Origin of the sequence: Pseudomonas sp. R15(2017) (genome assembly GCF_002112685.1) — a bacterium.
In the GTDB taxonomy this organism is placed as follows: Bacteria; Pseudomonadota; Gammaproteobacteria; order Pseudomonadales; family Pseudomonadaceae; genus Aquipseudomonas; species Aquipseudomonas glycinae.
On record NZ_NEII01000002.1, the window covers coordinates 400,060 to 417,915 of the forward strand.

At 62.8% G+C, this 17,856-nt stretch carries 15 protein-coding genes; 14 read left to right on the forward strand and 1 reads right to left on the reverse strand.

Annotated elements, in window-relative coordinates:
- Window positions 1–95: 95 nt before the first annotated feature.
- The 9 genes from CAF77_RS05335 to CAF77_RS05375 all read left to right on the forward strand — a co-directional run bounded on the left by CAF77_RS05335 (window position 96) and on the right by CAF77_RS05375 (window position 10,713).
- Complete coding sequence (locus CAF77_RS05335) at window positions 96–1,154, forward strand: phosphotransferase family protein (protein ID WP_085654142.1); 1,059 nt, start codon at window positions 96–98, stop codon at window positions 1,152–1,154.
- Entirely contained in the window at window positions 1,151–1,507 is a 357-nt protein-coding gene (locus CAF77_RS05340) for a DUF6285 domain-containing protein (protein WP_085654143.1), read from the forward strand. The genes CAF77_RS05335 and CAF77_RS05340 overlap by 4 nt, the downstream gene beginning before the upstream one ends.
- 50 nt (window positions 1,508–1,557) lie before the next feature.
- Entirely contained in the window at window positions 1,558–2,730 is a 1,173-nt protein-coding gene (locus CAF77_RS05345; protein WP_085654144.1) for an acyl-CoA dehydrogenase family protein, read from the forward strand.
- A complete protein-coding gene (locus CAF77_RS05350) occupies window positions 2,730–3,497 on the forward strand; it encodes an SDR family NAD(P)-dependent oxidoreductase (RefSeq protein WP_085654145.1) in 768 nt (255 codons plus the stop codon). Before CAF77_RS05345 ends, CAF77_RS05350 begins: the two co-directional genes overlap by 1 nt.
- 94 nt (window positions 3,498–3,591) lie before the next feature.
- On the forward strand, window positions 3,592–5,250 hold the full coding sequence (locus CAF77_RS05355; RefSeq protein ID WP_085654146.1) for an AMP-binding protein: 1,659 nt from the start codon (window positions 3,592–3,594) through the stop codon (window positions 5,248–5,250).
- A gap of 149 nt (window positions 5,251–5,399) precedes the next feature.
- Complete coding sequence (locus CAF77_RS05360) at window positions 5,400–6,557, forward strand: iron-containing alcohol dehydrogenase (RefSeq protein WP_085654147.1); 1,158 nt, start codon at window positions 5,400–5,402, stop codon at window positions 6,555–6,557.
- Between the two features lie 11 nt (window positions 6,558–6,568).
- Window positions 6,569–7,900, forward strand: a complete 1,332-nt coding sequence (locus CAF77_RS05365) for an APC family permease (protein ID WP_085654148.1) — start codon at window positions 6,569–6,571, stop codon at window positions 7,898–7,900.
- A 90-nt stretch (window positions 7,901–7,990) separates the two neighbouring features.
- A complete protein-coding gene (locus tag CAF77_RS05370) occupies window positions 7,991–9,244 on the forward strand; it encodes a diaminobutyrate--2-oxoglutarate transaminase (protein WP_085654149.1) in 1,254 nt (417 codons plus the stop codon).
- Window positions 9,245–9,453: 209 nt separating this feature from the next.
- Window positions 9,454–10,713, forward strand: coding sequence for an aminotransferase (locus tag CAF77_RS05375; RefSeq protein WP_256576118.1), 1,260 nt, complete (start codon window positions 9,454–9,456; stop codon window positions 10,711–10,713).
- Window positions 10,714–10,732: 19 nt separating this feature from the next.
- Here CAF77_RS05375 and CAF77_RS05380 read toward each other — a convergent pair whose 3' ends face one another.
- Window positions 10,733–11,371: a paraquat-inducible protein A gene (locus tag CAF77_RS05380; protein ID WP_085654150.1), complete on the reverse strand. Its 639-nt coding sequence runs from the start codon at window positions 11,369–11,371 to the stop codon at window positions 10,733–10,735.
- Window positions 11,372–11,596: 225 nt separating this feature from the next.
- Between CAF77_RS05380 and CAF77_RS05385 the strand changes: the two genes are divergently transcribed.
- From CAF77_RS05385 to CAF77_RS05405, 5 genes are all read left to right on the forward strand, one after another.
- Window positions 11,597–12,217 (forward strand): paraquat-inducible protein A, encoded by a 621-nt coding sequence (locus CAF77_RS05385; RefSeq protein ID WP_085654151.1) that lies wholly within the window; start codon window positions 11,597–11,599, stop codon window positions 12,215–12,217.
- Window positions 12,210–14,522, forward strand: a complete 2,313-nt coding sequence (locus tag CAF77_RS05390) for a PqiB family protein (protein ID WP_085654152.1) — start codon at window positions 12,210–12,212, stop codon at window positions 14,520–14,522. The genes CAF77_RS05385 and CAF77_RS05390 overlap by 8 nt, the downstream gene beginning before the upstream one ends.
- A 40-nt stretch (window positions 14,523–14,562) precedes the next feature.
- Entirely contained in the window at window positions 14,563–15,078 is a 516-nt protein-coding gene (locus CAF77_RS05395) for a transcriptional regulator (protein WP_085654153.1), read from the forward strand.
- A 374-nt stretch (window positions 15,079–15,452) separates the two neighbouring features.
- On the forward strand, window positions 15,453–16,979 hold the full coding sequence (locus CAF77_RS05400) for an NAD(P)/FAD-dependent oxidoreductase (protein WP_085654154.1): 1,527 nt from the start codon (window positions 15,453–15,455) through the stop codon (window positions 16,977–16,979).
- A complete protein-coding gene (locus tag CAF77_RS05405) occupies window positions 16,976–17,851 on the forward strand; it encodes an alpha/beta fold hydrolase (RefSeq protein WP_085654155.1) in 876 nt (291 codons plus the stop codon). Before CAF77_RS05400 ends, CAF77_RS05405 begins: the two co-directional genes overlap by 4 nt.
- Window positions 17,852–17,856 lie beyond the last annotated feature (5 nt).

Here is a 17,856-nt window from a genome sequence, read left to right on the forward strand (position 1 = left end):
CGGCGTGCCTTGCAGCCCATCGCGGCAAAGTTGGCCCAAGCATTGCTCTAGGTGACCCAACAACTTTAAAAAGTACAAACGGGGCCTTTCGATCCATGAGCAGTTCCAAAAACAGAACTGAGGCTGATAATGCGTCCACAGCCAAGACCGATGCTCGGCCTCTGGTCGAGTTCATCCGACAGCAAGCGGAAGCCACGCGAGTGGTCATCGGCGCCCATAAACGCCTGAGCGGCGGCGCCATCCAGGAAAACTGGCTGCTTGAATTACAGATCGATGGCGGTCCATGGGCCGGTGCGCGGCGCTGGGTGCTGCGCAGCGATGCGCTCTCGGCATTGCCGGCCAGCCTTGGCCGTGAGCAAGAGTTCGCGGTGCTGCAAGCGGTGTATCAGGCCGGGGTGAAAGTGCCGCGGCCACTCTGGCTATGCCGCGACACGAGCATTCATGGGCGGGTGTTTTTCCTGATGGAACATGTGCCGGGCGTTGCAGTAGGACGCCTACTCAGCGCCGACGCTGGCCCCCAAGGCCAGACGCGGTTGGCCGCTCAACTCGGCGCCAACCTGGCTCATCTGCATCAGCTGCGACCGCCGTGTCCGGCGCTGGCGTTTCTGCCGGTGCCGCAAGAGTCGCCGGCCCTGAGCACGATCAGCGCCTATCGCCGTTACCTCGACACCCTCAATGAGGCCTATCCGGTACTGGAGTGGGGGCTGCGTTGGTGTGAACTCAATGCACCGCACACCCACGACCTTTGCCTGCTGCACCGCGACTACCGTACCGGCAATTACCTGGCCAGCGAACGGGGGCTTGAAGCGGTGCTCGACTGGGAGTTCACCGGTTGGGGCGACCCTTGCGAGGATCTTGGCTGGTTCACCGCCCGTTGCTGGCGCTTCAGCCGGCCTGATCTGGAAGCGGGTGGTATTGGCAAGCTCGACGATTTCCTGAGCGGCTATCACGAGGTGTCGCCGCTGCGCATCGAACCCAGCCAACTGCATTACTGGCAAGTCATGGCGACATTGCGCTGGGCCGTGATCGCCTTGCAGCAAGGTCAACGCCACCTGTCCGGCGACGAGTCTTCCCTTGAACTGGCGCTGACCGCATGCCTGCTGCCGGAGCTCGAACTCGACATCCTGGAACTGACCGATGGAGACGCGCCATGAGCCAGCCGAATGCCCATGAACTGCTGGAAATCGCCAGGCAGACCCTGCTGGAACAGCTGCTGCCTGCGCTGCCGGGGGAGCTGCGTTACCCGGCACGAATGATCGCCAATGCCATGGCCATCGCCTCTCGCGAAAGCTGTCTGCAAGCCCATGCCCGCCGTCAAGAGCTGGCTCTGCTGAGCAGCCTGACCGGCGACACGCAGGCGCCGTTGCATGAAGCGCGCCGACAACTGGCCCGCGACATCCGCCAGGGCCGTCACGATTCAACGCAAAACCAGCGCTCGTTGACCCGGGCGCTGCGCCAGATGGCACTCGCCCGACTGGCGATCAGCAACCCCAAAGCTGTGCCGTGAGTGCTGCGCATCGATCCATTCCCGACTGCCAAGTAGAAAGAAGGATAACCATGAATTTCACCCTCCCGGGCGAGCTGCTTGAACTGCAGCGCAAAACCCGCGAATTCATCGCCGAGCAAGTGATCCCGTTCGAGAACGATCCGCGCCAGGGCGCCCACGGGCCGAGCGATGCGCTGCGTGTGGAGCTGCAGGCTCGCGCACGGACCGCCGGTCTGCTGACGCCCCATGCCAGCCCCGAGATGGGCGGTCTGGGTCTGAGCCATGCGGCCAAGGCAATCGTGTTCGAGGAGGCGGGTTATTCGCCGCTGGGCCCGGTGGCGTTGAACATCCATGCCCCGGACGAAGGCAACATCCATCTGATGGACGTGGTGGCCACCGATGCACAGAAGGACCGTTGGCTGCGGCCTCTGGTGCAGGGGCATGTCCGTTCCTGCTTCGCCATGACCGAACCGGCACCGGGTTCGGGTTCCGATCCTTCAATGCTGCGCACCACCGCCACCCGCGACGGCGACGATTACTTGATCAATGGCCGCAAATGGCTGATCACCGGGGCCGAGGGGGCCGGGTTCGCCATCATCATGGCGCGCATGGAGGACGGTACGGCGACCATGTTCCTGACTGACATGCAGCGCGAAGGGATTGTCCACGAACGTCAGCTGGACTCTTTGGACAGTTGCTTCACCGGCGGCCACGGGCAGTTGCGTTTCGACAACCTGCGCATACCGGCAAGCGACGTGCTGGGGGAAATCGGCAAAGGTTTTCGTTACGCCCAGGTGCGTCTGGCGCCGGCGCGTCTGACCCACTGCATGCGCTGGCTGGGGGCCGCTCGCCGTGCCCATGACATTGCTTGCGACTACGCCCGCATCCGCGATGCGTTCGGCAAGCCACTGGGTGAGCACCAAGGCGTGGGCTTCATGCTCGCGGACAACCTGATGGATCTGCATGTGGTGCGCCTGGCGATCTGGCACTGCGCCTGGGTGCTGGATCAGGGCGGGCGCGGCAACGTCGATTCGAGCATGACCAAGGTGATCAGCGCCGAAGCGTTGTGGCGGGTGGTGGACCGTTGCGTGCAGGTCCTGGGCGGGCGTGGGGTTACAGGGGAGACTGTGGTGGAACGGATCTTCCGCGACATCCGTCCGTTTCGCATCTACGACGGCCCGAGCGAAGTGCACCGCATGAGTCTGGCGAAGAAGTTGCTCGACCAACGTCTGGTGGATCGGTGATGCAGCCGTCTCTTGCCCGACTGTTCGATCTGGAGGGGCGTCGCGCCCTGGTCACAGGTGCCTCCAGCGGCCTTGGCCGTCACTTCGCGATGACCCTGGCCGCCGCCGGCGCTGAGGTGGTAGTGACGGCCAGGCGCCTTGCGCCGTTGCAGACGCTGGTGGCGGCCATCGAGGAGGATGGCGGGCGGGCCAGAGCTTTTGCCCTCGACGTGACCTGCCGCGATGACGTTTGCCGCGTGCTCGATGCCGCCGGCCCGCTGGATGTGCTGGTCAACAACGCCGGGGTCAGCGACAGCCAGCCCTTGCTGGACTGCGACGACCAGGCTTGGGACTGCGTGCTCGACACCAATCTCAAGGGCGCCTGGACCGTGGCCCAGGAAAGCGCCCGGCGGATGATCGCCGCCGGGCAGGGCGGCAGCCTGATCAATGTCACCTCGATTCTTGGCAGCCGGGTGGCGGGCGCCATCGCGCCGTATGTGGCGGCTAAGGCCGGCCTGGCCCACCTGACCCGCGCCATGGCCCTTGAGCTGGCGCGCCACGGGATCCGCGTGAACGCCTTGGCGCCGGGGTATGTGATGACCGATCTGAACGAAGACTTTCTCACCAGCGAGGCCGGCGAAAAGCTGCGCCTGCGTATTCCCGGTCGCCGCTTCAGTCAACCGCAGGATCTGGACGGCGCCTTGCTGCTGCTTGCCAGTGATGCGGGCCGGGCGATGAGCGGCGCTGAGATCGTGGTCGACGCAGGGCATCTGTGCAGCAGCCTGTGAGGCGCCCGAACGCAAGAACAACAGGAACCAGCAACGGACAGGAGGTGTGTATGGATGTGCAATGCCTTGACGATGTCTTGAGGGAGGGGCGCTCATGCTGACTTCGACCTTCGAGCACGGACTGGCCCCCAACGAAGCCAACCACGTGCCGCTGTCGCCGCTGTCGTTCCTCAAACGCGCCGCGCAGGTGTACCCGCAGCGCGATGCGGTGATCTACGGTGAGCGGCGTTACAGCTACGGCCAGTTGCACCAGCGCAGCCGCGCACTGGCCAGCGCCCTGGAACGCGTCGGTGTACAGCCGGGAGACCGAGTGGCCATCCTGGCGCCGAACGTGCCCGAAATGCTCGAGGCGCACTACGGCGTGCCCGGTGCCGGTGCCGTGCTGGTGTGCATCAACATCCGCCTGGAGGCGCGCAGCATTGCTTTCATCCTGCGACACAGTGCCGCGAGGGTGCTGCTCTGCGACCGTGAGTTTGGCCTGGTGATCCGGCAGGCCCTGGATCTGCTCGATACGCCGCCGCTGTTGGTGGGCATCGACGACGACCAGGCTGAAGAACCGGGTCAGGACCTGGACTGCAACCTGGATTACGAAAGTTTCCTGGCCCAGGGTGATCCCGGCCGACCGTTGACCGCGCCGCAGAACGAATGGCAATCCATCGCCATCAACTACACCTCGGGCACCACCGGCGACCCCAAGGGCGTGGTTCTGCATCACCGCGGCGCCTATCTCAATGCCTGCGCCGGGGCGCTGATTTTTCAGCTCGGCCCGCGCAGCGTCTACTTGTGGACCTTGCCGATGTTCCACTGCAACGGCTGGAGCCACACCTGGGCGGTGACCCTGTCCGGCGGCACCCATGTGTGCCTGCGCAAGGTGCAGGCCGACGAGATCCATGCCGCCATCGCCGAGCACGGGGTGACGCACTTGAGCGCCGCCCCGGTGGTGATGTCGATGCTGACTCATGCCGGGCAGGGCGGTCATTCGAACAAGGCCGCGAGCGTGTCAGTGATCACCGGCGGGGCGGCGCCGCCCAGTACAGTGATTGCAGCGATGGAGGCGCGCGGCTTCAGCATCACACACGCCTACGGCATGACCGAAAGCTACGGCCCCAGCACCCTCTGTTTGTGGCAGCCGGGCGTCGACGAGCTGCCATCGGAGGCCCGTGCTCGGTTCATGAGTCGTCAGGGCGTCGCCCACCCGATGCTCGAAGAGGCCACGGTGCTGGCCATGGACAGCGGTCGCCCGGTGCCTGCCGATGGCACGACCCTGGGCGAACTGGTGGTGCGTGGCAACACGGTCATGAAGGGCTACCTGGACAACCCGCAGGCCACCCGCGACGCCCTGGCCAACGGCTGGTTGCACACCGGAGACCTGGCCGTGCTGCACCCGGACGGTTATGTGGAAATCAAGGACCGGGCCAAGGACATCATCATTTCCGGCGGCGAAAACATCAGCTCGCTGGAAATCGAAGAAGTGCTCTACCAGCACCCGGCGGTGATCGAGGCCGCCGTGGTGGCGCGGCCCGATCCGCGCTGGGGCGAAACCCCGCATGCCTTTGTCACCTTGCGCAACGACGCGCAGGCCGACATCAGCGGCGACGACCTGATCCGCTGGTGCCGCGAGCGCCTGGCGCACTTCAAGGCGCCGCGGCATGTGTCCTTGACGGCGCTGCCCAAGACCGCCACCGGCAAGATTCAGAAATTCGTGCTGCGTGAGTGGGCACGACAACAGGAGACCGCCAACACCGGACCCTGATCGCTGCCATCGAATAACAACAAGATCTGCACAGGACGTGACCCGGCGTTGAGCGCGCCGGGATCCGGGCAGGACGTACAGCCCGAAAGATGTTACTGCCGAGAACCTGAACAACGACAAAAACTGAGCCTGACCGGCAAGAGGTACGTATGAAATTCCAATTCCTACTCCCCACCAAAGTCGTCATGGAGCCTGGCCTGCGCGAGCGTACAGGCGAACATCTGCGTGAACTGGGCCTTGCACACGTCCTCATCGTGACGGACGCCGGGGTCAAGGCCGCCGGGCTGTTGACCGGCATCTACGCCAGTCTGGAAGCATCGGGCATAACGTTTGAGGAAATCTCGGACGTCAAGGCCAACCCCCGCAGCGATGACATCAACCGCACGGCGCAGGCACTGCGGGGCCGAGGCATCGACGGCCTGCTGGCCATCGGCGGCGGGAGCGCGATGGACGCCGCCAAGGCCTTGAGCGTGCTGCTGACCCACGACGGGCGGATCGAGGACTACGAAGGTTCCTTCAAACTCACGCACGGGGTGCTGCCGATCGTGGCGATCCCGACCACCGCGGGCACGGGCAGCGAGGTGACCTGTTTCTCGGTGATCACCGACACCGCGCGCCACTTTAAGATGAACCTGCTGGATTACCGGATCGGCCCGGTACTGGCGCTGCTCGACTCGGACATCACCGCGACATTGCCACCGGCCATCGCCGCCGCGACCGGCATGGATGCGCTGACGCATGCCATCGAGGCCTTCACCTGCCGGGTGTCGAACCCGATCAGTGACGGCCTGGCGCTGCATGCCATTCGTCTGATCAGCCAACACCTGAAGGCCGCCGTACAGGAACCGGACAATGTCGAAGCACGCGAACAGATGCTGGTGGCCAGCCTGATCGCCGGCATGGCCTTCGGCAACGCCGACGTCGGCAGCGTGCACTGCATTTCCGAAGCCATCGGCGGCATGTATGACACACCGCACGGGGTGGGCAACGCGATCTTCCTGCCGTTTGTGTTCGGTCACAACATCGATGCGGACATTCTGCGCCACGCCCAGGTCGCCTACGCACTCGGCATCGATCCGACCCTGGCGCCGGCCAGCGCCGCTCAAGCGGCGGTCGAGTACCTGTTCCAGTTGAGCAAGGCGCTGGGCATCCCTCGCTTCGCCGACGTGAACGGGGTGCGTGAAGAAGATTTCCTGACCATCGCCGACAAGTCGAAGAAGAACTTCTCGGACCCCAGTAATGCCAAGGCCATGACCGTGGAGACGTATCACGGGATCATCGTCGCCGCGCACGCCTTCACCGGTTAAGGGCGCCGATCATGAGCCAATCAACTTCCGATGCTTCGTTGAAGCGCGCTTTGGGCCCGTTTTCCGTACTGCTCTTCGGTCTGGCGTTCCTGGCGCCGCTGATCGTGTTCGGCACCTACGGGGTGATTTCGCAGGCCAGCCAGAACACCACGGCCTTGTCTTATGCGATCGCGGCGCTGGGCGTCATCGTCACGGCGTTGAGCTATGGCCGGTTGGTCAAGGTGTTCCCGGCTGCCGGTTCGGCCTACACGTACACCCGCAAGATGTTGAACCCGAATCTCGGGTTCATGGTGGGCTGGTCGGCGTTGCTCGACTATTTCTTCATTCCGATGCTGATCTGGCTGCTGGGGGCCAGCTACCTCAACATGGCCTTCCCGGATGTGCCGCAGTGGGTGTGGATCGTCGGGTTCATCGTCTCCAGCACGGTGCTGAACGTGCTGGGCATCCAGGTGGCCAACCGGTTCAACATCATGCTGATGGTCGTGCAGATGGCGATCATCGCGGTCTTCATCGGCCTGTGCTGGCACTACATCGTCGCAGCCAACGGCCCTGGCGGGCTGCTGTCGAGCAGGCCGTTCTTCAACGCAGACGTGCCGTTCGCTACGACCATGGCCGGGGCGGCCATCGCCGCCTATTCGTTCCTGGGCTTCGACGCACTGTCCACGTTGAGCGAGGAGACGAAGGATCCGCGCCGGACGATTCCGCGGGCGATCCTGCTGGTCGCGGTGATTGGCGGGGTGCTGTATGTGGGTTCGTCGTACTTCATGCACCTGACGCATCCCTCCATGGCGTTCGCCAACGTGGACGGCGCGGCGTTCGAGATCGCCCGGATGATCGGCGGCGATGTGTTCTTCGCCGCAGTGCTGGCGGGGATCATCATTGCGCACTTCGCGGCGGGGCTGTCGTTTCAGGCGAGCGTTGGCCGACTGTTGTATGCCCTTGGCCGGGACAACCAGCTGCCGCGCAAGCTCTTCGGCACCTTGCACCCACGCTTGCGCACGCCAGTGTTCAACATCCTGCTGTCCGGGGCGTTCGGCACCGTGGGTTTCGCCCTGACGATTGCCACCGCCACGTCCCTGGTGAATTTCGGCGCTTTTGTCGCGTTCACGGCGGTCAACCTGTGCGCGTTGCGGCTCACCTTCAATGCCGTATACCGGGACGGCGCCGGACTGCTGCGCGGCGTGATCCTGCCGGTCATCGGCGTGATCAGCGCCGGTTGGATGCTTATCAGTCTGGACAAGGATGCGCTGATCCTGGGTTGCGCCTGGCTGGGCATCGGCGTCGTTTACCTGGCGTGCCGCACCGGTTTCTTCCGCAGCCCCGTGCCGGAGGCCCTGGCCTAGGTTTCCCTCTATTCCATTGACACAAGGGATTGTGAATCCCCCGGAGCCGCCGTTAACCGGCGGCGTTCGGCCCACTGCAAGAGGCTACGCATGAACAATATTGAAACCTTCGAAAAGCTCGAATCCAACGTGCGGATGTATTGCCGCGACCTGCCCGTGGTGTTCGATACCGCCCTGGGCAGCAAGATCCACGCGGAAGATGGCCGTGATTACCTGGACTTCTTCGCCGGGGCCGGCGCCCTCAATTACGGCCACAACGACCCGCGCATGCGCGATGCCTTGATCGACTACCTGTCGGCCAACGGCGTGACCCACGCCCTGGACCTGCACACCGGCATGAAGCGCCGCTTCCTGGAGTCGATCAAGCGCGACCTGTTCGATCCGCGCGGCTGGGATTACAAGGTGCAGTTCACCGGCCCAACCGGTGCAGACGCCGTCGAGGCGGCCCTGAAACTGGCGCGCAAGGCCACCGGGCGCAGCAAGGTCGTTTCTTTTTACGGGGCGTATCACGGGATGACAGCCGGCGCTCTGGCCGTCACCGGAAACCGCACCCGACGCGGCGCCGCGCTGTCCTCCGAGGTGATTTTCGTGCCCTACGAGGACAGCCCGTACGGCGCGTTCGACAGCATCGGTTTTCTCGAACGTCTCGCCGACGACCAAGCCAGCGGCACGGAGTTGCCTGCGGCGGTCATCGTGGAATCGGTGCAGATTCAGGCGGGCGTCTATGCCGCTTCGGATCTCTGGCTGCAACGGCTGCGCCAGTGGACTTCGGATCACGGCGTGTTCCTTATTTGTGACGAAGTTCAGGCCGGCTGTGGCCGTACCGGCGACTTCTTCGGATTCGAGCGCTCCGGGATCCAGCCGGATCTGGTGACGTGTGCGAAATCCATTGGCGGCTTCGGCCTGCCGATGGCCATCGTGCTGATCCGCTCGGCGCTGGACGTATGGCAGCCGGGCGATCACATCGGCACGTTCCGCGGCAACCAGTTGGCGTTCCTCACGGCGCAGATCGCACTCGGTTACTGGCACGAAGAAGCGTTCCTGAAGCTGCTGGCCGAGAACATGGCGCTGATGGAGCGGGGCGTGGCTGACATCGCCGAAATCGGCGGCGTCGTCGGTGCCCGCTGCCGAGGCATGGTGGCCGGCATCGACTTTGGTCGCGGCAACGTCGCCCTGACCAAAGACGCCCAGCAACGCGCCCTGCGGGCGGGCCTGCTGGCTGACCGCTGCGGCCCGAACGGGGAAATCATCAAGCTGATGCCGCCAATCAATACACCGACCGATCAGTTGGCTGAAGGCCTGAAGATTTTCACTGAATCGGTCGCTGCTGCACTGGGCCAGTAAAGCGGTGAGGCTCCATGGCAGCGCAGGTTGAGGCCGGCGTTGCGGTGGGGCGCTGTCGTCAACCCGTCGAACCAGGAAAACGATTGAATGAACAGTGTGACTCCAACCGTGCGTGACGACCTATGCGCACTGATCCACCCCTACACCAACCTGGAGCTGCAGGGTGAGAGGGGCCTTTCGTCATCGCCAGGGGGGGGGAGGGCATACGGGTGTTCGATGACGGGGGCAACGCCTACATTGAAGCCATGTCGGGCCTGTGGAGCGCGGCTTTGGGCTTCAGCGAAAAGCGTCTGGCCGATGCCGCGATGGCGCAGTTCAATCAGCTGCCGTACTACCACACCTTCAGCCACAAGACGAATGCACCAGCCGCGGCGCTCGCGGCAAAACTGGCTGAACTGGCGCCCGGCGATCTGAACCATGTGTTCTTCACCAACTCCGGCTCCGAGGCCAACGACTCGGTGGTGAAGTTGATCTGGTACGTGAACAACGCACGGGGCAAACCCGCCAGGAAGAAGTTCATTTCCCGCCAGCAGGCCTATCACGGCACCACCGTCGCGTCGGCCAGCCTGACCGGCATTCCGTCGATCCACCGCGATTTCGATCTGCCGGCGATTCCGGTGCACCACCTGACCTGTCCGAATTATTATCGTCTCGCCAAACCGGGGGAGTCGGAAGAGGGGTTCTCATTGCGCCTGGCGCAAGAGCTGGAGCGACACATTCTGGCGGAAGGTCCCGAAACCATCGCCGCGTTTATCGGCGAGCCATTGATCGCCGCAGGTGGGGTGCTGCCGCCACCCAAGGGTTACTGGGCGGCGATCCAGGCGGTATGCAAACGCTACGACATCCTGTTGGTGATCGACGAGATCGTGACCGGCTTCGGCAGGCTCGGTGCGATGTTCGGTTGCGAGCTGTACGGGATTCAGCCCGACATCATGGTGCTGTCCAAGCAGCTCACCTCGTCCTACCAGCCGCTGGCGGCGCTGCTGATGTCCGATGCCCTCCATGACGTGCTGATCCGTCAGAGCGAGCGGTTGGGTTCATTCGTGCACGGTTTGACCGCCAGCGGCCATCCCGTCGCCACCGCTGTAGCGCTGGAGAATATCCGCATCATCGAAGAGCGCGATCTGGTGGGGCATGTCCAGCGCTTGGCGCCCGCTTTCCAGGAGCAGTTGCAAGCCTTCGCCGATCACCTGCTGGTGGGCGATTTCCGGGGCGTGGGGCTGATGGGCGGGATCGAACTGGTGGCGGACAAGGCGCGCAAGCAGCCGTTCAGCCAACCGGGGATCCTGGGCAGCTATGTCTTCAGGCAGGCCCACAAGCACGGGCTGATCGTGCGTGCCATTTACGACACGATCGCGTTCTGCCCGCCGCTGATCACCACAGCAGACGACGTTCACGCCATCTTCGATGCATTCGGCAAAACGCTGCACGACGCGACGGAGTGGGCTCGTTTGCAAGGCCTGATCTGACGGCGGGCGCTGCCCGGCGCTAGTCGTCGGACAGCGCCTCCCAGACCTGGTGGGGCGGCATGCTCAGGTCCAGCCAGATCTGGGTCAGCAGCAGCGCGACGAAGCAGGCCAGGCCGATGCCCAGGCTCAGGTCGGCGATGTCGACCAGCTTGACGATGGAGACCAGGATCCCGAACAGGTAGACCTCAAGCATGCCCCATTCGCGCAGGTGGTGATAACTGCGGTACAGCTGCAGGCCGGCCCGTCGCGCCACCTTGAATCGCACGCTCAACAGCACCAGCAACTGGCACAGCAGCTTGAGCAGCGGGATGGCCATGCTGCTCAGCAACACGACCACGGCGACCCCCTGCATGTCGCTTTCAAACAGTCCGAGCACGCCGCCCCAGACCGTTTCGCTGCGGGTCTGCCCGAGCAGGGTCAGGTACATGATCGGCAGGAAATTGGCCGGGATGTAGAGGAGCAGGGCAGTCAGTACCAACGCGAGAGATCGCCTCTGCCAGTGGGGGCGATGCACGGCCAGTTCGAAGCCGCAGCGCGGGCAACAGCATTTCTCACCCGGTGCGAGGGCGTCGCGGCGCATGAGCAGGTCGCACTCATGACACGCGAGTAACGCTTCCAGAGGAAGGTCCGGCAAGCGCCGAGCAGATAGGGCGGACATCGGGGAGCAGGGTCTCAGGAAAGGCAAGCCAAGGTAATAATAAATCATATGAGTCATAATTGACTCAATATGGATTAAAAAGTAGCATTCGCGCCGTTTTCAATCAAGCCTCAGGTGAGTCATGGACACAGTGCGCGCAATCGGGCGGGGAGATTCACGGGCCCAGGAAGGGCATCCGATGTCTGTCGACAATGTTTCGGCGAACGCCGCGAAGGCAGGGTAGCCATGCGTGCGATCGATGCCGGCATCCAGGTCTGCGGCGAATGCCATCAACTCAATCCCATCGACGGCCCGCAGTCGGCGCATTGCAGCCGTTGCGAAGCTCTGCTGCATGAGCGTCGCCCTGACAGCATCCGGCGCACCTGGGCCTTGCTGATCACCGCGACAATTCTCTACGTCCCGGCCAACCTGCTGCCGATCATGACGGTGAGCGTCCTCGGCAAGGGCGCGCCGGCCACCATCATGAGCGGCGTGGTCAGCCTACTGCAGTTGGGGATGATCCCCATCGCTCTGGTGGTGTTCGTGGCCAGCATTGTGGTGCCCACGTTCAAGCTCGCCGGGATTGCGCTGCTGCTCTATTCGGTGCAGCGACACCAGCCGATGTCCGCCCGTCAGCGGATCGTCATGTACCGCTTCATCGAGTGGGTGGGGCGCTGGTCGATGCTGGACATCTTCGTCATCGCCATCCTGGTGGCGCTGGTGAACTTCGGCAACCTGGCGCGCATCGAGGCCAACCTCGGCGCCGCCGCCTTCGCCGGCGTGGTGGTGCTGACCATGCTCGCCGCTCTGACTTTCGACCCCCGGCTCCTTTGGGACAACACCGACGCGGACAATGAACATGAGTGACCTCCCCATCCCGACGAAACGCCCGACCTCCAACTGGTCGGCGATCTGGATCCTGCCGCTGCTGGCCCTGGTCATCGGCGCCTGGCTGACCTGGCGTGCCTACGATGAAGCCGGCCCGATCATCCAGGTGCGCTTCGACAGCGGCGACGGCATCCAGGCCAAGAAAACCGAGGTGCTGTACAAGGGCATCGCGGTTGGCAAGGTGGTGGAATTGAATGTCAGCGACGACATCAAGGGCGTGCTCGCCACCATCGAAATGACCAAGGAAACCCAGCACTACCTGAACGAAGACACCCACTTCTGGCTGGTCAAGCCACGGGTGTCGCTGGCGGGCGTCACCGGCCTGGAGACGCTGGTTTCCGGGGTCTACATCGCCGTCGATCCGGCCAAGGGCGACAAGGGTGACCAAGGCGTTCGTACCTACACGGCCCTGAAGGAGCCGCCGCCCATGTCCGAGAAAGTCCCCGGCCTGCACATCACCCTCAAGGCCGACCGCCTGGGCTCCCTGGAGCAGGGCAGCCCGGTGTTCTACAAGCAGATTCTGGTGGGTCAGGTGAAGAATTTTCAGCTGGCCGAGGATCAGCGCACCATCGAGATCAAGGTGCACATCGAGCCGGCCTACGCGGATCTGGTGCGCAAGCACACGCGCTTCTGGAACGCCAGCGGCCTGTCGATTTCCGGCGGCTTGTCGGGATTCAAGGTGCGCAGCGAATCTCTGTTGACCCTGGCTGCCGGCGGTATTGCCTTCGCCACGCCGGACAATCACCGCGACAGCCCGCCCACGGACAGCAGCAAGCCTTTTCGCCTGTATGAGGATTACGACGCCGCCCAGGTCGGCCTGCGAGTGTCGTTGAAAATGAAGGACCTGAGCGACATCCAGCCGGGGCAGACGCAGGTCATGTACAACGGCGTGCAGGTCGGTCTGGTCAAGAGCGTCGACATGAACCAGGACTTCAGCGGCGCCACGGCCGAACTGGCGATGGACCCGCGGGTCGAGGCCATGTTGCTGGAGGGAACCGAGTTCTGGACCGTGAAGCCGAACATCTCGCTGGCCGGGATCACCGGCCTGGATGCGTTGGTCAAGGGCAACTACATTGCCGTGCGCTTTGCCAAGAGCGGAGCGCCGCGACGCGAGTTCAGCGTCCGCACCAAGGCGCCGGTCATGGACACGGATGCGCCGGGCCTGCACCTAGTGCTGACCAGTGACAAGCGGGGTTCGGTCGAGGTCGGCGCGCCCGTGCTCTATCGGCAGATTCGTGTCGGCAGCGTGCAGAGCTATCAACTGTCGGGGGACAACCGGCAGGTGATGATCGGGGTGAACGTCGAGCCCGAGTTTTCACGTCTGGTGAACAGCTCCACGCGGTTCTGGAACGCGAGCGGCGTAACCCTGAGCGGTGACTTGACCGGTCTGAAGGTCAAGAGCGAGTCACTGCAGACCCTGATCAACGGCGGCATCGCTTTCGACACCCCGGATCTGAAAGCGCCGGCTTCGGGCAAGGATCGGCGATTCGCCCTCTACGACAACGAAGACGCCGCACTGGCCCAAGGTATGGAGATTCAGCTGAGCGTGGAGGATGGCGATGGCCTGCGCGAAGGAACGCCCATCCGTTTCAAGGGACTGACGATCGGCAAGGTCGAGAGCGTCGATCTGAAGGCCGACCTGTCCGGGGTACAGCTCAAGGTGCGCCTGTTGCCCAACGGCGAATCGTTCGCCCGCAGCGGTACGCGCTTCTGGGTAGAGCGCCCGGCGTTGGGCCTGCTGCGCACGGAAAACCTCGGCACGCTGGTCAGCGGTCCCTACATCGAAGCGCTGGCCGGTGCTCGTCCGGGCGAGCGTCAGACACATTTCCAGACCCTGACCGATGCGCCGAATCTGTTGGGGCAGGGCAGCGGTTTGCGGCTGACCCTGAGCGCGGCGGACAAAGGCTCGATCAAGCTCGGCAGCCCGGTGAACTATCGCAAGATGCCGGTGGGCAAGGTGGTCGACATGACGCTGGGGCCGCAGGCGGACCGGGTGTTGATCAGCGTGCTGATCGAGCCGCGTTACGCGCCGCTGGTGCACAGCGGCAGCCGTTTCTGGAACGCCAGCGGGGTCGGGATCGAAGCGGGGCTGTTCAAGGGCGTTTCGGTGCGCACCGAATCCCTGGAGGCCATGGTGGCAGGCGGCATCGCCTTCGCCACGCCGGAGAATGGACAAATGGGTGAACCGGCCCGGCCGGGCCAGACCTTCGCCCTATTCGAGGCCGTCGATGAGCGTTGGCTGGAGTGGGCGCCGAAGATTTCTCTCAAGGTGGCCGAGCAGTGATCGCGCCGTATTTTTTGATTAACGCAACAGGAGTCAACTGATGTCCAGGCACCTTATTTTTGCCGCTTTGTTTGTTGTCGGTTGCGCGCATGCCGCACCGGCTCAGGAACCGTTGCCGTCGGTGCACCAAGTGATGAGCGAGAACAAGGAGAAGATCAACAACCAGCTCGAAACCCAGAATTACAAGCGCAAGCGAATGGTGGAGTCCAACATGGCGCTCGATGGCGCGCAGGCCGAAACTTTCTGGCCGATCTACACCCTTTACCGGGGCGAAATGGATGGCTTGAACCGGGATACGTTCCAGTTGCTGCTTGGGTATGCGCGGGCTTACGGCTCCGGGGCTGTCACCGATGACGATGCGTCGAAGATGATCAAGACCTACAAGAGCCTGCACGTCAAGCGGCAGATGATCCTGAACCGCTACATCGATGAGGTCGCCGACAAGATGTCACCAATCATCGCCATGCGCTTCCTGCAGATTGAAGAGCAACTGGATGCGGCGGATATACTGGATACCGGATCACGCATTCCGTTGGTGGGCAAGGCCCAGCTGTAACGGCCGATGCATGAGACCACGTGCCAGCGGCTCAGTCTGGTGCGTGGTCAGTTCCTCCTCGCAACATCTCCTCGCAACATCTCCTCCAGACATCCCCCCCGATTTCCCGCTTGGCGCTCGCTTGCGGCGTGATGCCGCTTTCTTCCGGTCAGCTACAGTCCCAAAGCCCTTCAAATTCTGCATGAAACAAAAAGCCCTGATGCGTGAGCGTAAATCGGAGCGGTTTTGCCTTTTGCTTTGTGAGTGTGCAAATCGCATCAAAGAAGTCAATTCGTGGTGCTTTTTGTACCTTGTTCCGTGGTGATGGCGCGAATTACGATGATCGCACGATCAGATCAACTGATCAGGTCTCTATAACAACAACAGGAGGCGACATGTCTTCCCACGCAGTTCTTCCCACCGAGCCGCTGGACGTCCTGATCATGGGCGCCGGGGTGTCCGGAATCGGCGCCGCGGCTTATCTGCGCCGCAACCAGCCGGGCAAGGTCTTTGCGATTCTTGAGTCTCGTGAGCGGGCCGGGGGAACGTGGGATTTGTTTCGCTACCCTGGCATCCGCTCCGACTCGGACCTGTTCACCTTCGGCTTCGATTTCAAGCCGTGGACCAAAGAAAAGTCCCTGGCAGATGCCGAGGACATTCTCGAGTACCTGAAAGAGACGGTCGATGAGTACGGGTTGGCGCCGCTGATCCAGTACCAGCAGAAAGTCGTGTCGGCCAACTGGCAGAGCGACAAAGGCCTGTGGGCCGTTCAGGTCGAGGATGGTCACTTGGGTGTCACGCGTACCATTCAGTGCCGCTGGCTGTTCGGCGCAGGTGGCTATTACCGCTATGACCAGGGTTTCAGCCCGCGCTTCGAAGGTTCGGAGCAGTTCAAGGGCCAGATCATTCACCCGCAGCACTGGCCGGAAGATCTGGATTACGCCGGCAAGCATGTGGTCGTGATCGGCAGCGGTGCCACGGCGGTGACGTTGATTCCAGCCATGGCGGACAAGGTAGCGAGCATCACCATGCTGCAGCGCACGCCGTCGTACATCATCAATCAGCCTGCCAAGGATGGCGTAGCCGCCTTCCTGCGCAAGGTGCTGCCTGCCCAGGCTGCCTATTCATTGACCCGCTGGAAGAACGCCAAAATCACGTTGGGGTTCTGGAGCTTCTGCCAACGCTTTCCGAAGCTTTCCCGCAAGCTGCTCATGTGGCTCACCCGCAAGGAACTGCCGAAGGACTTCCCAGTGGATGTGCATTTCAATCCGCCTTACGACCCCTGGGATCAGCGGCTGTGCTCGGTGCCTGAAGGGGATCTGTTCAAGACCATCAGTTCGGGCAAGGCCTCTGTGGAGACTGACCACATCCAGCGATTCACCGAATCGGGCGTGCTGCTCAAATCCGGCAAGGAGCTGAAGGCGGACATCATCGTTACGGCTACCGGTCTCAACGTGCAGATGTTTGGCGGCATCACGCTGCACAAGGACGGACAACCGGTGACGCTGAGCCAGACCCTGGCCTACAAAGGCATGATGCTGTCCGGCGTGCCGAACTTCGCCTTTGCGGTGGGCTACACCAACTCGTCCTGGACCTTGAAGGTGTGCCTGCTGTGCGACCACTTCTGTCGCCTGCTGGGTTTCATGGACGAGCAGGGTCATGCCGTCTGTGAGCCTCAGGCACCCGAAGGCATCGAGACCCGTCCGCTGCTGGATTTTGGTGCGGGCTACGTGAAGCGCGCCCTGGACGGCATGCCGCGCCAGGGGCCTTGCGAACCCTGGATCATGTCGATGGACTACTTTCGCGACGTCAAATTGCTGCGTCGCGGAACGGTGGCTGAAGACTGCCTCAAGTTCACCTCGGCACCCGTTATCCGTCAGCCAGAAAGCGTCGGCCTGGCAATGGAGAGTGACGGTCGATGAGCAAGGATCATTTCTGTGAATTGCCCGGCAAGGGAAGTCTCTGTTACCGCAGTTACGGGATTGAAACCAACCCAGCCGTGATTCTGGTGGTGGGTCTGGGATTGCAACTGACTTACTGGCCGCCGGCGATCATCGCTGGCCTGGTCAGCCAAGGGCTGCGCGTCATCACGTTGGATAACCGTGATTCAGGGCGATCGTTCTTCACCGATGCGACGCCGCCGACGGTCTTGCAGCAGTTTTTCCGCAAGGCCACCGACGGCTACGACCTCGGCCACATGGCTGATGACGTGCTCGGGCTGATGGACAGCCTGCAACTGGAAGCAGCGCACGTGGTGGGGATGTCCATGGGCGGCATGATCGCCCAGATATTGGCGGCGCGTTACCCGGAGCGGGTCAAAACCCTGACCTCGATTTTTTCCACCACCGGATCGCTGCGCGTGGGGCAGCCCGCACTCAAGGCACTGATGAAGCTTTTGCGTCGTCCACCTAGGGACGAGCAGGAAAGCGTGCGCGATTACGTGGACATCATGCGTGTCATCGGCTCCACGCTGGAGTGGAACGAAGACAGCCTGCGCTGTTACGCCGCACAAGCCTGGGGTCGCGGAGGGGATGAGCTGAACAATGTGGGAACAGCAAGGCAGATCGGCGCCATCATTAATTCCGGTGATCGCACTCAGGAACTGCAGCAGATTCGATGCAGCACGTTGGTCATCCATGGGGACAAAGACCTGATGGTTTCCACCAGCGGAGGATTTGCCACCGCTGAGGCTATTGCCGGATCGAAGTTGGTGCTTCTGCCGGGGATGGGGCACGATTTTCCCAACTTACTGAATGGCACACTCGTTTCGTTATTGGCAGGGCACATGCTTTAACAAGC

Excerpts from the sequence above, each read along its gene's own strand:
- CAF77_RS05335 (WP_085654142.1), top strand. The coding sequence starts at position 96 with ATGAGCAGTTCCAAAAACAGAACTGAGGCTGATAATGCGTCCACAGCC.
- CAF77_RS05395 (WP_085654153.1), top strand. The coding sequence starts at position 14,563 with ATGTCCAGGCACCTTATTTTTGCCGCTTTGTTTGTTGTCGGTTGCGCG.
- CAF77_RS05365 (WP_085654148.1), top strand. The coding sequence starts at position 6,569 with ATGAGCCAATCAACTTCCGATGCTTCGTTGAAGCGCGCTTTGGGCCCG.
- CAF77_RS05400 (WP_085654154.1), top strand. The coding sequence starts at position 15,453 with ATGTCTTCCCACGCAGTTCTTCCCACCGAGCCGCTGGACGTCCTGATC.
- CAF77_RS05390 (WP_085654152.1), top strand. The coding sequence starts at position 12,210 with ATGAGTGACCTCCCCATCCCGACGAAACGCCCGACCTCCAACTGGTCG.
- CAF77_RS05350 (WP_085654145.1), top strand. The coding sequence starts at position 2,730 with ATGCAGCCGTCTCTTGCCCGACTGTTCGATCTGGAGGGGCGTCGCGCC.
- CAF77_RS05385 (WP_085654151.1), top strand. The coding sequence starts at position 11,597 with ATGCGTGCGATCGATGCCGGCATCCAGGTCTGCGGCGAATGCCATCAA.
- CAF77_RS05380 (WP_085654150.1), bottom strand. The coding sequence starts at position 11,371 with ATGTCCGCCCTATCTGCTCGGCGCTTGCCGGACCTTCCTCTGGAAGCG.
- CAF77_RS05370 (WP_085654149.1), top strand. The coding sequence starts at position 7,991 with ATGAACAATATTGAAACCTTCGAAAAGCTCGAATCCAACGTGCGGATG.
- CAF77_RS05405 (WP_085654155.1), top strand. The coding sequence starts at position 16,976 with ATGAGCAAGGATCATTTCTGTGAATTGCCCGGCAAGGGAAGTCTCTGT.
- CAF77_RS05355 (WP_085654146.1), top strand. The coding sequence starts at position 3,592 with ATGCTGACTTCGACCTTCGAGCACGGACTGGCCCCCAACGAAGCCAAC.
- CAF77_RS05345 (WP_085654144.1), top strand. The coding sequence starts at position 1,558 with ATGAATTTCACCCTCCCGGGCGAGCTGCTTGAACTGCAGCGCAAAACC.
- CAF77_RS05340 (WP_085654143.1), top strand. The coding sequence starts at position 1,151 with ATGAGCCAGCCGAATGCCCATGAACTGCTGGAAATCGCCAGGCAGACC.
- CAF77_RS05360 (WP_085654147.1), top strand. The coding sequence starts at position 5,400 with ATGAAATTCCAATTCCTACTCCCCACCAAAGTCGTCATGGAGCCTGGC.